Below are 13,768 nucleotides of genomic sequence, written 5' to 3'. Positions count from 1 at the left end.
TTATTTTTGCCTATTTATTCCCTTAAATATTGACTTTTTTGTCTAATTTTTGTATACTAATATAAAAAAGGAGGTAACTATGTTCGTAAAAGAATCTTGGTCAACAAAAAAAGGTAAAAAATACAAAACCTACGAAATATCTAAAGCTTACAGAGACAAAAAAACTAAAAAGGTTAGGCATGAAAAAATTGCCAATATCACTCACTTAGGTGAGCCTCTTATTTCCAAAATAAGGCAACTGCTTAAGTCACCTGAGAAAAAGGTTGTAGTGGACAAAGACAAGTTTTTTGAGGATGCAACTTCAGTAGGGCATATACTGTTACTGTTAGGATTTATGATGAAGATAGGATTTCTGGGATGGTTAAGGCATTTTCCAAAGAAGGTAAGAGATTTGCTTTTGGCAGTAGTGCTTAACAGGATAATAGAGCCAAGGAGTAAGTATGCATCAGTGGGATGGATACGAAGAAGTGGTTTTATGGAACTGTTTGATTTAAGGGAAGAGGATATGCATGTAAATGAGATATACAGGGCAATGGACAAGTTGTATGAGAAGATGGATAATGTGTTAGATGATTTTTATAAGACGGGAGCACAAGGGACAAAGTTGTTGCTTTATGATATTACCTCAGTATACTTTGAGGGTCAAGGACCTCTGGGGCTTGCAAGATATGGATACTCAAGGGATGGGAAGCCCGATAAAAAGCAAGTATTGTTGTGTTTATGTTTGAACGAGAATAAATTTCCAGTGCATTTTGATGTTATAGAAGGCAACATATCAGATAAGGAGACAGTAAAGGGACTAATAAGTCAGTTAAAGAAGAGATACGACATCAAGGAGGCAGTATTTATAGGAGACAGGGGGATGGTGACATTACAGAATATAGAGTATCTTGAGAGAGAGGGGATAAACTACATATTAGCGATGAGATTTAGGGAAGCAAAGAAAATGGTAGTGCAGAAGGGTATACAGTTAGATATATTTCAGAAGGAGTTGCCAGTGACCATCTATATAAGTGAAGAGGAAGGGGTAAAGAGCAGATATGTACTATGTGGGTCTGAATACAGAGAAAGCCATGACAGGGAGACATTGGAAAGTATACTTAAAAGGGGCAGGGAGGCATTGGAAAAAGTAAGGCAGATGGTAGAAAGAGGAAAGCTAAGAGACAGGGAGAAAATACTGAGGAGGGCGCAGAGGAAACTGACAAAAAGTGGAGCTGAGAATTATTATGATTTCAGATACGAAGAAGGCAGATTTCAGATAATAGCAAAGCAAGAAGCTATAAAGAAGGCATATGATATGTGTGGGAAGTATATTTTGCAGACGACATTAATGAAGGAAGAAGATGAAGAGATAGAGAGGCAGTATAAGGAATTACAGACAGTGGAGGATGCATTCAAGCAGTTAAAGGATTTTGTAGAGATAAGACCGATATATCATTATAAAGACAGGAGAGTAAGGACGCATATATTTTTATGTGTGGTAGCCCAGACAGTGTTAAACAGGCTAATGGATGAGTTGAAGGAGAAAGGATGGTTAAGGGAGAGCAAAGAAAACAGTCTGAAGAAGTGTTTGGACAAATTTTATGAGATAGGGATAGGAGGTTTTGAGATAGAGAGGGAGAAAATAAGGATTATGAGCAAAGCTAAGGAGGAACATAAAAAGATACTTAGAATATTGGGAGTAGGGGATAAGATTTTCAGAACTTACGAAAGTGCGAGAGAATTTTGTAGGCTAATCTAAAAATTATAACTCATTGATTTTAAAATTTTTTTATTCAAAAGTTGATGAAGTGGGGTTAAACTGTTCTTCAAAGAAGAGCCTTCTTTGGCTTGCCTCTGTAGTAGCAAGTCCTCTTACAAGATTCTTCAATTCTTCTACAAAGGCATTTGCCATCTGGGAGGACCTTACAGGATCTTTATCCTCTACTCCAATCGTGATTATACCGCTTTTTGTGTCAGCTGTAGCCTTAAGATTTTTTAAAAGAATTTTTCTTGCATCCTCACGATATTTAGTATCATAAACCTTCATTAAATTAAACTTATCGATAATCCTATCTGCTACAGTCCTGCTTTTTAACATCCCAATGTAAAGATAAAGATCAGCAGGATTTTTCAAACCCAGAGCATCACCGCCCATCTGACTGAGCATTATCTTTGTCTCAGCTCTGTATATTGGAGGAAGAAGTAGACTTATGATTGCAGTTAATACTGCTACGCCTAAGGTAATACCAAGAATAATGTTCTTCCGCTTTGCAAGGACAACAATAAGGTCAAGCAGGTTTATTTCGTTTTTCTTGTTGCTTCTCTTTTTCTTCCATACCCTTCTCCCAAAGATATGAATTTAAAAATTATAATTTATTGTAACATTTACTCATCTCTTTATTAATCATGCCTTCCATATTTTTAATCTTTGTAAAAGAGTACAAAGATTATGTTCCTCTCTGTGGTAAGAGATCGAGATGCTTTTGTTTATGTCATGGAGATATGACAGCTCAAGGAAGATATCCTTTGAATCTGTTCCCATGTGGTGGCCTATTGTTCTGCCTTTGTATGTATAAGCCTCCGGGCCATAGATATGGTGCGTGTACCAGACATTTGGATAACCTTTTACATGGGTCGTTGCATATTCTCCTTTTATGCTTATCCTTTCAAAGCTAAAAACCCTCGGAAGATATATGCCCATAAGGTATGCCCATTTGACAGGTAAATAATTTGTGCTATCCTCTCCAGCTGCCTCTAAGTATACTTGTAATGGCTGGAATTTAAAAGGTAGTGTTAGCTTCATATCAAAACCTGCCCTCTGATCACTTGCCTCTTTAGTAGATATATTCTCTCCTTTTCCTATTAAGCTTCTTAACCAGGTTTTGAGATTCTCAGGACGTCCCCTTCCACCTAAAAGAGCAGTTCTTTGAAGCCCAATCTCAAGATAAGGATGGGGCTTAAAGTTGATCCTTGTATCCCATAAGTATGGTTCTGGAATCGTCCTTTCTTTTTCAAGCCTTGTCACAAAAAAGACAAATCTAAATGGACCAAGATACTTAAATACCCAGGGTAATAAAATGGGGTGGGGATTTGTGATCTTTAAGATCCTCATGGGCTTAGCATTATTAGAAAGAAGTAAAGCTCCATGATAACCTGGACCCCACCATTGCGAATCCTTACCAAACTGTAGATCAAGGCCCAAAAAACTTAAAACCCCATATCCTCTTTTCATCACAATATCTGCATCATCTGGATACTGTAACTCAGGAGTAATGTAAAAAGAGAGCCAACCAAGTTCTGCTCTGGAAGAAAATCCTACCCTTAGATTTGAGCCATTTTTATACCTATCTCCATCATTGTTATAATTTAACTTATCGGTGCTTGAATCCTGATATATCCCTAAAATAGAAATAGAAATCTACTAAAATAGAGAGGCTCCTTTGTGTATAATAGTTTATATGGAAACAACAAAATCACCCATTGGGTGAACTATTATACACAAGGAGCTTAAGATATGATAAAACAAACTCTGCTTAATTTCAAGTTTAAAAGAACAGATGAAAAGTTAACTCCCCATGCAGGAGCTACTCTTTTTACAGAATTCATGTTGGCTTTTGGAGTTAAAAAGCTTATTCAGAGGATAATGCCATCTCCGGGTTCAAACAGAGGATATGATGCTTGGCAATATATTCATCCCATCGTTCTTATGTTACTTGCAGGAGGAAGACACATAGATGATTTAAGAGAAATTGCTGAAGATAAAGCTTTAAGGGAGAGCACTGGCATGGGAAAAGTCCCATCAAGCTCTGCAGTAGGTGACTGGATAAGAAGAAGTGGCAATGGCGAAGGCATAGTTAAATTGAAAACAGTTATAGATGAAGCAAACAGGAAAGCATTGCAAATACATGAAGCGAAAGAATATACTCTTTGGTCAGACCCTACAATAATAGAGACTGAAAAGTATGATGCAAAGATGACCTATAAAGGGGTGAAGGGGTACAAACCTATAGTTACCGCATTTAAGGAGTTGCCCATTATCGTTTATCATGAGTTTAGGCATGGGAATGTAGCGGGAGTTCCACTTCAAGCACTTTCACATGCATATGAACTGTTGCCTGAAGGAAAAAGGATAAAGCATGCCTGTCTTGACAGTGAGTTTTACACAGCAGAAGTAATAAATTTTCTCAGAAGCAAAGGCACAACATTCAGTATAGTAGCAGATAAGACAGGGGCAGTGATGGATGCTATAAAGAGAATAAAGCATTGGAGAGAATTGAGAACAGAGGAAGGGATACTTACAAACAGGCAGATAGGGGAGACAGTGCATGTTATGAAGGGCACAGAGGCATTCAGGCTGGTTGTGCAGAGGTGGAAGAAAGAGCAGATAGATTTATTTGATAGCGAGCCTTATTGTTACCATGTGATAGCAACTGACAGTGAAAGTTCAGCAGAAGAAGTTGTATGGGAGTATAACAAGCGGGGGCAGATGGAGAATATCATTAAGGAATTAAAGAACGGGATAGGGATGGAGAGTTTACCCAGCGGAGAATTTGGGGGAAATGCGATGTGGTTTTGTCTTGGAGTGCTTGCATATAATGTTTTTGTTTTGAAGAGGGAGCTTATTTTACCGCAAGAGTATAAGAACAAGACTATAAGCACAATAAGGTGGTTTTTTATAGAGATAGCAGGGAAAATGGTAAAACATGGCAGAAGGTTATGGCTTCATGTATCAACCACAGTTGAGAAATTTAATCTTCTACTTCATATAAGAAAAAAAATAATGGCATTTGTATAAGAAGAGTATTTGCAAGATAAAATGATAAAAAAATAGAGCAATAAAAAACAAACACGGGTGAATATTGTCTAAAAAGGCAAGTTTGAGGTTAATTAATAGGTGAAAATTATAAAAAAGAGAGAAAAAAATAGGGAAAATTATTACGAAAAGGAAGAAATAGGAGGACATAGAGGATAATTTTAATAAAAAATTGTCCTGAAAAGGGTCAAAATAAATCTGTCAGTTTTCTATCTCTATTTTTGGGAGTTTCTGACCTTTTCTCTTCTTCTGTTTGCCTCTGTTCCATCTTCCTTAACTCCTCAATAGTTTTCTTATCAAAAAGATTTGATTCATTAATAAGCATGATGAGTCTTTCACCTTGATTGAGTTTGACTATTCCTTCAATATTTTCAGACTCATCTGTCTTTAAAATAGCAGGAGCAGGCTCAACTAAATCCTTTGGAACCCTTACCACCTGTTTCATCCTGTCAACTATAAATCCTAAATTAACACCAGATATTTCAACAACCACTATTCTCTGGTCTTCCTTTATATTTTCCTTTATGACTTCTTTAAATTTTTCCACAGAGCCCTTTGAAAAATCTTTCTTTAAATTTTGAATAGCAAAACCTATGGCTTCACTTGAAGTTCTAAACTCATCAAGCCATTTCCATAGCTCTGTATTTTTAATGTCCCTCACAGATTTGCACTCGTTATACATTCTTTCAATTTCAGAGTTGATTTCTTCTGACAGTGATTGAAGCTTAAAAAGCTTCCTCAAATCAATAACTGGCAAAATTTGATTTCTCACTGTAATAATACCTTTTACATACTGAGGTGCATTGGGGACTTCAGTAATCTCATGTATTCTGAGTATTTCTCTTACTTTCTCTATAGGGAAAGCGTATTCTTCTTCAGAAATTATGAAGGTAACAAGCTGAAGCTCTTCTAAAGCTTTTTGAGCCTGTTCTTTCTCTTCTAATGTCTGAGCGGTTTTATCAGACTTTATAGCCTTCAGGTCTATGTCGCAAAGAGATTCAAGGTCAAGCTCCATTATTATCTCGTCCTTGCTTTTAATGACAGCAGATATAAACTTTTTATCAATTCCTGATGAAACAATTGAAGGTGGCTCTTCAATTTCAGAAGCCTCAAACTCAACAACACCTTTTACTTTGTCAACTATAATACCTGTTGGAGTTGTTCCTGTCTCCAGTATTATTAATCTTGTATGGTCAGTTACCTCTGTAACTGGCAGGTTCAATTTTACTCTTGAATCAATCACTGGAACAATTGTTCCTCTTAGATTTGTAAGTCCCCTCAGATAAGCAGGAGCTCTTGGCACTTCTGTTATTTCTGGATATCTCACAATTTCCTTTACAGATTGAAGTGGTAGTCCAAAAGCCTCCTTTTTTATCAAAAAAGTAATTATCTGTTTGCTTTGAGAAGCATCCATAGGTTACCCCCTTACATACTCTGGAGTTCATCAGCGAGGGATGCTATCTCCTCAATAGCCTGAGAAAGTTCCTGAAGTCCTCTTGCCTGCTCCTCTGCAGCTGATGCAGCTTCAGTAATGGCTTTCTCTGCTTCTTCTGTAGCAGCTGCAAGTTGTTGGATACCTTTCTTTGCCTCTTCTATGGCTTTCAGAATTTCATTTAACCTTCTATATGTATCTGATATAGAATTTTCACCATTTCTAATTTCATCTATAGCGTTTTCTGTCTTTAAGAGATTTTCAGTTATTGCCTTTGCCTTTTCAGCCTCAGAACGGGCTGTTCTTGAAGCAAGGTCTATATCCTGCATACATTTTGCAATTAAATACTGAAGTGCCCTTACCATATCCTTTATTTTATCAGCATTATCCGCAGATTCATTTGCAAGATTTCTTATGTCTCCAGCAACCACTGAAAATCCTTTACCATGCTCTCCCGCCCGAGCAGCCTCAATAGAACCACTTACAGCAAGCATATTTGTCTGTATTGTAACATTCATAATTGCTTCTACTATCTTTTCAATCTTTCTTGACTTCTCATCAAGTTCTTTAATATTTCCAAGTGCTTTTAAATTATCCTCTGCGGCTTTATTTATATTGGCTATTAAAGTATTCACTCTTTCCTTAATTTCTGAGTAATGTTTTGACATATCTTCTAAGAAAGAAAGTCTATTACTCGTTCCTTTTTCCATTTGCTGTGCAGTGGCAGCAAGTCTTTCAACTATTTCTGAACTTTTTTGTGTTTGTTTTGTCTGAAGTTCTGCAGCAACTCTGATTTGTTCAATTGCTTTTGCTAATTCCTGAGCTGCTGAACTTGCCTCCTCAATATTGGCACTCAGCTGTTCTGCCATTGCTGCAAGTTCCTCTGCTGACTTCTTAGTATCTGTTGAGTTTTTAAGCTCCTCAGCAGCATTTGCAAGTTCCTGAGATGCAGATGCCATCTCTGAAAATGCCTTTGTCTGCATCTCTGTGCCTTTTCTTGCCTCCTCAGCTGCTGATGCCATCTCTTCCGCAGCAGTTGCTACCTGTTCTGAAGATTGTAAAAGTTCCTGCGCTTCTGAAAATGCTCTTCCAGCTAAATTTCCTGCTAACTGTGTGTTCTTATACAATTCATCAATTTCTTTTGCTATATTTATCAGCTCTTCATTTATCTTTTTTCCTCTTTCAACTTCATCCTTTGCATTCTTTCCAATCTGATTTATCTCATCCACAACTACTCTTACAGCTTCCTGTATTTCTGTAACAACATCCTTAATCTGCCTTGCTGATTTTTCTGATATCTCTGCAAGATTTCTTACTTCATCTGCAACAACAGCAAAGCCTCTGCCATGCTCCCCAGCCCTTGCTGCCTCAATTGCTGCATTAAGTGCAAGCAGATTTGTCTGGTCTGCAATTCTTACAACTGCCTGAACAATATTTCCTATTTCTTCAGACTGCTTTTCAAGTTCCTCCATAAGTTTTACTGTTTCTTTGGAAAAATCAGCAGATTCATTAACTCCTATTATTAAATGCTCTATTCCTTTTGCTGTTTCTTCTCCAATCATTTTGATATTATTAGCCCTGTTGAGATTTATTTTTGCATTTTCGGTTATTTGGAGGAAATTCTTTTCAATTTGAGTTACTGCAGCTCTTGACTGTTCAGCAGCTCCTGCAGCCTCTTCTGCACCTGCTGCAATCTGCTCCATTGAACGATTAAGCTCCTCTGCTGCTGAGGAGGATTCCTCAATTGCTGATGCAAGCTGTTCTGTTGCCGCAGCTATTCTTTCTGCTATCTGCTGTTGTTTTGCCAGTGTCCTTGCCCTTGCTTTTTCCTGTGCTATTCTTTTAGCTTCCTCTCTCTTGCGTGCGAGCTCATCATCCATTATGACAGTCTTCACTTCTTCCCTTCCAGGCTTAGATAATCCTTTCCCTACAATTCCTTTTTTCTTTAAATCTGCCATTTTAAAACCTCCTTTATTGGTTTAATTTTTTCAAATTTGCTTTCAAGATTTCATTGTCTGGGAATAGCTTTATGGCTTCTTTTAAAAGCTTTATTGCTTGTTCCTTTCTGCCTGTTTCAGAATAAAGCACTGCAAGATTATTTACTGCCTTTGGATTTGGACAGAGAAGATTACTCAGGCGGTAGAAAAATATGGCATCTTCTTTTTCTCCAGCCTTTTCAAGCTTTAATGCAATTCTGAAGAAAAGTTTGTCAATATTTTCTATATCCTTAAAAAGCTCTTTAATTAAATTTTTTGTTTCCCTTATCAGTTCTTCAACTGGCATTGTTTTGGCATTTATATATAATTCATTGACCTGAGCTGTAATATTTTCATCAGATGGTGTTAATTTGACCTTTAAATTTTCCAAAATTAAATCTCTTAGTTTTATACCTTGCATTCTTATTCCTCCTCTATCAAAATTTCCTCTGCCAGCATGTGAAAATCATAAGAAGCCTTTGAATGGGGAGCATAGGCAATTACAGGCATCTGTTTCCATGAAGCCTCTGAAATCTTTATATCAAGCCTTATCCCTCTTCTTATTAATCTTTCACCAAAGGTATTTTTAAGTTCCTGCAATACTTCATTGGAATGCCTTGTTCTCATGTCAACCATAACAGGGATTATTCCAGAGAATTTTATTGCAGGATTGTATTTTTCTGAGATTTTATAAAGCAGTCCAAGAAGTTGTGCAAGCCCTTCCATTGCAAGAAATTGAAGAGGCATGGGAATGAGCAGATTAGTTGATATTAAAAATGAAAATTTCAACAAATCATCTCTTCCCGGCGGAGTATCAATAAGGATAAAATCATAATCAACATGCACAGGAGTTAAAACATCCTTGAATTTAAACTCAGAGCCATATATTACATAGGCAGGGTCAGTATGAAGAGAAGGAATTATATCAAAGCCAAAAGAGGTTTTATATGTAAGGTTTTTAACAGGGAAGCCATTAAAAAGAAGGCTTACCCCCCCGAATTTTTAGCGTAAGGATTTATCCCTGAGATAAATGTAGCATGGCATTGAGGGTCAAGGTCTAAAAGCAAAACTCTTTTATTTTTTGCCGCAAGAGTAGCAGCAAGATTAACCACTGTTGTTGTCTTGCCACTACCTCCTTTTTTGTTAGCAAAGGTAATGATTTTAATCATACCAAATTATACTAAAAATTCTTTTGTTTTTCAATATATGTTTTTCAATAAATTATTACCGAAAAATAGATAGAAACCCGTCACTGCGAGCCCCTCTGTTGTGAGCGACAGCGTGGAAATTTCAGAGATTGCTTCGGCATCCTTGCGGATGCCCCGGAATGACGGTGTAGTGTGTCACTGCGAGCCACTCGATGTGGCGAAGCAGTCTCTAATTGGTGGTTGGTGACTGGTGATTGGTAATTTTATTTTACAAAGATGTTGAGAACAGCAATCAATATAGCAATAAATGAAAACCCAGCAACAGTAAGCCACTGTTGAAAAGACAACCTTTTTTCCAAAGTTTCAAAACGAGTATTAATCTCCCTCTGTAAAGCTTCAAAGCGAGCATTTATAGCTTCAAACCGAGTATTCATAGCTTCAAACCGAGTATTCATCTCTTTGTATAAAGCTTCAAACCGAGTATTCATCTCTGAGTAAAGTCTTTCATGTCTTTCTGCCTCAAGAAGCCTTAAGCTTTTCAACTCTTCTTCCACTCTGACAATTCGTTCAACAAGAGCAATTTCCTTAAGTTTTATTTCCCTTTCAGAAACATATTGTTCAATATACTCAGGCAGATAATTCTTCAGAAACTCATCCATTAATTTTTCAATTGTTTCTTTATCAAATGTGGTTTGCATGGTTAATTATTTCATAATAAATTGATATTTGTCAATGAAGTTGGTGAATGGTGATTAGTGGATGGTGGATGGTGCATGGTGAACACCTGCCTCGTCATTGCGAGGACTTTCCTTCCCGTCATTGCGACTCCGAGCGAAGCGAGGAGGAAGCAATCTCGCCTTTTTTCTTCGGACAATGGAGAGATTGCCACGCCTGCCTTTCGGCAGGCTCGCAATGACGAAAAAAATAAACGGCAGGCTCGCAATGACGGAATAAGGTGTCCTTCGGTGATGTTCGCAATGATTCTTAAGAATCGAACAATTGAGAAAAAAGCTTTTTGATGTGTGGTAAAATATTTTGATGAAAAAAATTATATTCTTCATATTTTTTGGATTAATTTTTTCATCATCCGCCTTTTCTGATAATCTCTCTTATGTCGTTGTTATTGATGAAAATTCAAATCCAGTCTCCGCATATGCAATTGTTCCAACGCAAAGGGAAGAAATTTTCATGAGCAAAGTAGAGCCATTGAAAAAATGGATCATGATTTCTAAATCCCGATTAATCGTTGTTAAGAATGGCGTTGGATATCCGGTAAATGATTCATTGATTTTTGATAAAAAAAAGGGAATTGTATTGCTGTTGATTGATACTAATCAAGGAAAGCCTTTCAACTTCAACACAGAAATGGCTGAAAGAGATGTAAATGTTTTGCTTGAAAATAAGAAAATAGTTTCATCAAAGTTAGAAACGCTCATTCCTCAATACAAAAAACCATCAACGGAGTTGCATGAGATTTCTATCCCAGAAATAGATTATTTATCAATTGCATCTAAATACGAAAATATTGGACAGCTTGAGAAGGCTTTAGATATTTATGAGCAGATTTATAAGAAAGCTCCTGATAGCAAAGAATCAAGAGAGATATTGGAAAAAATTGTAAAATTAAGCTACAAATTAGGCTACTATAAGAAAGCAAAGGATTATCTTTTGAAACTTCCCAATGAAGAGAAAAATACAATAAAGCTTGCGAGCATCTATATTATAGAAAAAGATTTTGAAGGAGCTTTAAAAGTCATCGGTAACTCTCAATCAAACTCTGCCTACTTACATTATCTAAAAGGCATCTTATTTTATCTTTCCAACAAAAAAGACGATGCCTACAGGGAATTGTCAATATTGTTAAAGTTAGATAAAAATCTGGCTAATAATCTAAGGGAGCTTCTTAGATAGCTCAGTCTTTAAGCTTTTTCTCCCATTCAAAGGCTGTTTTTATTATATATTCAAGGTCATCATATTTTGGAGTCCAGCCGAGTTTTTCTCTGATCTTACTGCTGTCAGCCACAAGCACAGGTGGGTCACCTTCTCTTCTTGCTGAAGGTATCACTTTAAAATCAATACCTGTAACTTTTTTTGTAGCCTCAATTACTTCTTTTACAGAGTATCCATGCCCATAGCCACAGTTAAATATATCAGATTTTCCACCGTTAAAAAGATATTCAAGGGCAATAATGTGTGCCTCAGAGAGGTCATCAACATGAATGTAATCCCTTATACATGTTCCATCTGGAGTTGGATAGTCTGTTCCGTAAATCTCAAGATATGGTCTTTTACCAAGTGCTGTCTTTACTGCAACTGTAATAAGATGAGTTGCATCTTTTCTTTTCTGCCCAATTCTGCCTTTATTGTCTGCGCCTGCAACATTAAAGTAACGAAGCGAGATGTATCTAAAATCAGTTGAGCTTGAGACATCAGAAAGTAGATGCTCAACCATAACCTTTGATCTTCCGTAAGGATTTATTGGTTTAAGTGGCGCATCTTCGCTAACTGGAATCTCTTCAGGAATACCGTAGACAGCAGCTGTTGATGAAAATATGAAATTTTTTACACCAAACTCAAGGCAAGTCTCAACAAGATTGAGGGTGTTGCAAAAGTTGTTTTTATAATACTTTGCAGGTTCTTTCACAGATTCAGGAACAACTATGTATGCTGCAAAATGAATTACAGCGTCTGGTCCAAAGTCGGCAAAGGTTTTTCTTAAAGTTTCCTTGTCTGCTAAATCTCCAACAACAAGCTTTCCATATAAAACAGCTTCAGGATGCCCGAATGAAAGATTATCGTATGTAAGAACTTCATACCCCCTTTCAGATAAATCCTTAACCACATGACTTCCTATGTAACCAGCTCCACCTGTAACAAAGATTTTATAGCTCATCTCCCCTCCAATTCATAATTTTTGAAAATTTTGTATATTCCAGAAAAATCATCCAACTCAAATCCCTTTGCTATAGCTAAAGCATAAAGCTCTTTTACTATACTTGCAGTGAAAAGAGGTCTTTTGAGATTTTTTGCCAAATCTTGCAGATAATCCAAGTCCTTGTATATAAGAGCATTTGAAAAATGAGCAGAGAAATCCTCATCAATTAGCTTTTGTTTCTTGACATTCAAAATCATTGAATTTCCAGCTCCAAAGGAAAGTATCTCTATTGCTTTTTGCTTTTCTATTCCTACATCCTCAGCAAATGCAATTGCCTCAGCAAGGGTAGCCATAAAACTGCCAAGAACAAGATTATTGATAAGCTTCATCTTGGTTGCAAGCCCTTGTTTTTGAAGATAAAAAATATTTTTACCTATCTTTTCCAAAATAGGCTCGGCTCTCTCAAAGGATTTTTCATCTCCACTTACAAGGACTGTTAAAAGACCCTGAGAAGCTGGAATTACGCTGCCTAATACAGGAGCTTCAAGATAATAAGCCTGTTTTTCTTGTAGAATATGATAGAAATTCAAAACTTCCTCAAAATGATTTGTTGTAGTATCAATCACTATTTTTCCTTCGCATTCTCCAGAAACAATTCCATCCTTCTGTATAAGTATATCTTTTACAGCACTGCTGTCCTTTAGGTTAAGAATAACCATGTCTGTCTTTGATACAAGCTCAGCAGGAGTATTGGCAATAAGGCAACCCAAATCCCTTGCTTTTTCAATTGTTCTATTCCAAACTATTAAGTCAACTCCTTCTGAAATTAATCTTTTTGCCATAGCTTTTCCCAGATTTCCGAGCCCTATAAAGCCTACTTTCATTTCTTGCCTCCAAATTAATAATGTCTATTATTATAGAACAAGAGCAAAAAGTCATAAAAGTAAGATGGAAGACCGAAAAATAGAGATAGATAATCGTCACTGCGAGCCCTCTGTTGCGAGCGATAGCGTGGCAATCCGCAACATCGTCACTGCGAGCCTCCGAAGGAGGCGAAGCAGTCTCTAATTAGTAACTGGTGAATGGTGATTCGTGGATGGTAGATGGTGAACACCTCTCCGTAATTGCGAGGATATCCCCTCTCCGTCATTGCGACTCCGAGCGAAGCGAGGAGGAAGCAATCTTGCCTTTTCCCCTTCAAAGAGATTGCTTCGCCTCCTTCGGATGCTCACAATGACAGCAAGAAATACTTAATTTTCAAATGGTTATACCAATTATTGGATTTCTATCGCTATTTTTGGGGAAGAATTAATAAAGACAAGTTGAGCGATTTTTAAAAAAATTTTTGTTATCCTGTCATTGAGAGCATCCATGAGGCATATCAATCTAACCCTATGCGTCATTGCGAGTGATCACTACGCCTTCGGATCGCTACAGGCTACGAGCCAGAAGCAATCTCTAAAAATTCGTGAAACGTAAAAGAGAGATGTAAGAGGAAAAAGATGAGATTGCTTCGCTTGCCTAACAGCAGACTCACAATGA

At 37.0% G+C, this 13,768-nt stretch carries 13 protein-coding genes; 3 read left to right on the top strand and 10 right to left on the bottom strand.

The genetic code is table 11. The annotated features are described in order from the left end of the window. The first annotated feature begins 79 nt into the window (after window positions 1-79). Entirely contained in the window at window positions 80-1,741 is a 1,662-nt protein-coding gene (locus ACYQ3P_RS06865; RefSeq protein WP_460177191.1) for an IS1634 family transposase, read from the top strand. 30 nt (window positions 1,742-1,771) lie between these two features. Here the strand turns inward: ACYQ3P_RS06865 and ACYQ3P_RS06860 are convergent, their stop codons facing one another. After that, window positions 1,772-2,278, bottom strand: a complete 507-nt coding sequence (locus ACYQ3P_RS06860) for a Wzz/FepE/Etk N-terminal domain-containing protein (protein ID WP_460178057.1) — start codon at window positions 2,276-2,278, stop codon at window positions 1,772-1,774. Between the two features lie 108 nt (window positions 2,279-2,386). After that, window positions 2,387-3,379 carry a capsule assembly Wzi family protein gene (locus ACYQ3P_RS06855; RefSeq protein WP_460178056.1) on the bottom strand — a complete coding sequence of 331 codons (993 nt, stop codon included), beginning with the start codon at window positions 3,377-3,379 and terminating at the stop codon, window positions 2,387-2,389. A 117-nt stretch (window positions 3,380-3,496) separates the two neighbouring features. Between ACYQ3P_RS06855 and ACYQ3P_RS06850 the strand changes: the two genes are divergently transcribed. After that, window positions 3,497-4,777, top strand: coding sequence for an IS1380 family transposase (locus ACYQ3P_RS06850; RefSeq protein WP_460177190.1), 1,281 nt, complete (start codon window positions 3,497-3,499; stop codon window positions 4,775-4,777). Between the two features lie 205 nt (window positions 4,778-4,982). On the opposite strand, the gene ACYQ3P_RS06845 is transcribed toward ACYQ3P_RS06850, so the two are convergent. The 6 genes from ACYQ3P_RS06845 to ACYQ3P_RS06820 form a co-directional block, all read right to left on the bottom strand. Then, on the bottom strand, window positions 4,983-6,209 hold the full coding sequence (locus ACYQ3P_RS06845) for a chemotaxis protein CheW (protein WP_460177189.1): 1,227 nt from the start codon (window positions 6,207-6,209) through the stop codon (window positions 4,983-4,985). Window positions 6,210-6,220: 11 nt separating this feature from the next. Further along, complete coding sequence (locus tag ACYQ3P_RS06840; RefSeq protein ID WP_460177188.1) at window positions 6,221-8,185, bottom strand: methyl-accepting chemotaxis protein; 1,965 nt, start codon at window positions 8,183-8,185, stop codon at window positions 6,221-6,223. Window positions 8,186-8,198: 13 nt separating this feature from the next. Beyond that, the gene (locus ACYQ3P_RS06835; RefSeq protein WP_460177187.1) at window positions 8,199-8,624 is read right to left on the bottom strand and encodes a tetratricopeptide repeat protein; all 426 of its coding nucleotides are present in this window, start codon (window positions 8,622-8,624) and stop codon (window positions 8,199-8,201) included. A 2-nt stretch (window positions 8,625-8,626) separates the two neighbouring features. Further along, window positions 8,627-9,091, bottom strand: coding sequence for a ParA family protein (locus ACYQ3P_RS06830; RefSeq protein ID WP_460178055.1), 465 nt, complete (start codon window positions 9,089-9,091; stop codon window positions 8,627-8,629). A gap of 98 nt (window positions 9,092-9,189) precedes the next feature. Continuing rightward, window positions 9,190-9,372 carry a ParA family protein gene (locus ACYQ3P_RS06825; protein ID WP_460177186.1) on the bottom strand — a complete coding sequence of 61 codons (183 nt, stop codon included), beginning with the start codon at window positions 9,370-9,372 and terminating at the stop codon, window positions 9,190-9,192. 242 nt (window positions 9,373-9,614) lie between these two features. Further along, the gene (locus ACYQ3P_RS06820; protein ID WP_460177185.1) at window positions 9,615-10,049 is read right to left on the bottom strand and encodes a hypothetical protein; all 435 of its coding nucleotides are present in this window, start codon (window positions 10,047-10,049) and stop codon (window positions 9,615-9,617) included. Window positions 10,050-10,389: 340 nt separating this feature from the next. Here ACYQ3P_RS06820 and ACYQ3P_RS06815 point away from each other — a divergent pair, with 340 nt between their 5' ends. Further along, window positions 10,390-11,262: a tetratricopeptide repeat protein gene (locus ACYQ3P_RS06815; RefSeq protein ID WP_460177184.1), complete on the top strand. Its 873-nt coding sequence runs from the start codon at window positions 10,390-10,392 to the stop codon at window positions 11,260-11,262. 1 nt (window position 11,263) lies between these two features. Here the strand turns inward: ACYQ3P_RS06815 and galE are convergent, their stop codons facing one another. Together galE and ACYQ3P_RS06805 are read right to left on the bottom strand one after the other, a co-directional pair. Then, window positions 11,264-12,244, bottom strand: a complete 981-nt coding sequence (galE, locus tag ACYQ3P_RS06810; protein ID WP_460177183.1) for a UDP-glucose 4-epimerase GalE — start codon at window positions 12,242-12,244, stop codon at window positions 11,264-11,266. Further along, window positions 12,241-13,110 (bottom strand): NAD(P)-dependent oxidoreductase, encoded by an 870-nt coding sequence (locus tag ACYQ3P_RS06805; RefSeq protein WP_460177182.1) that lies wholly within the window; start codon window positions 13,108-13,110, stop codon window positions 12,241-12,243. Before ACYQ3P_RS06805 ends, galE begins: the two co-directional genes overlap by 4 nt. Between the last annotated feature and the right edge of the window lie 658 nt (window positions 13,111-13,768).

This window comes from Thermodesulfovibrio hydrogeniphilus (assembly GCF_054657355.1).
This window is presented reverse-complemented; position numbering and strand designations above follow the sequence as displayed.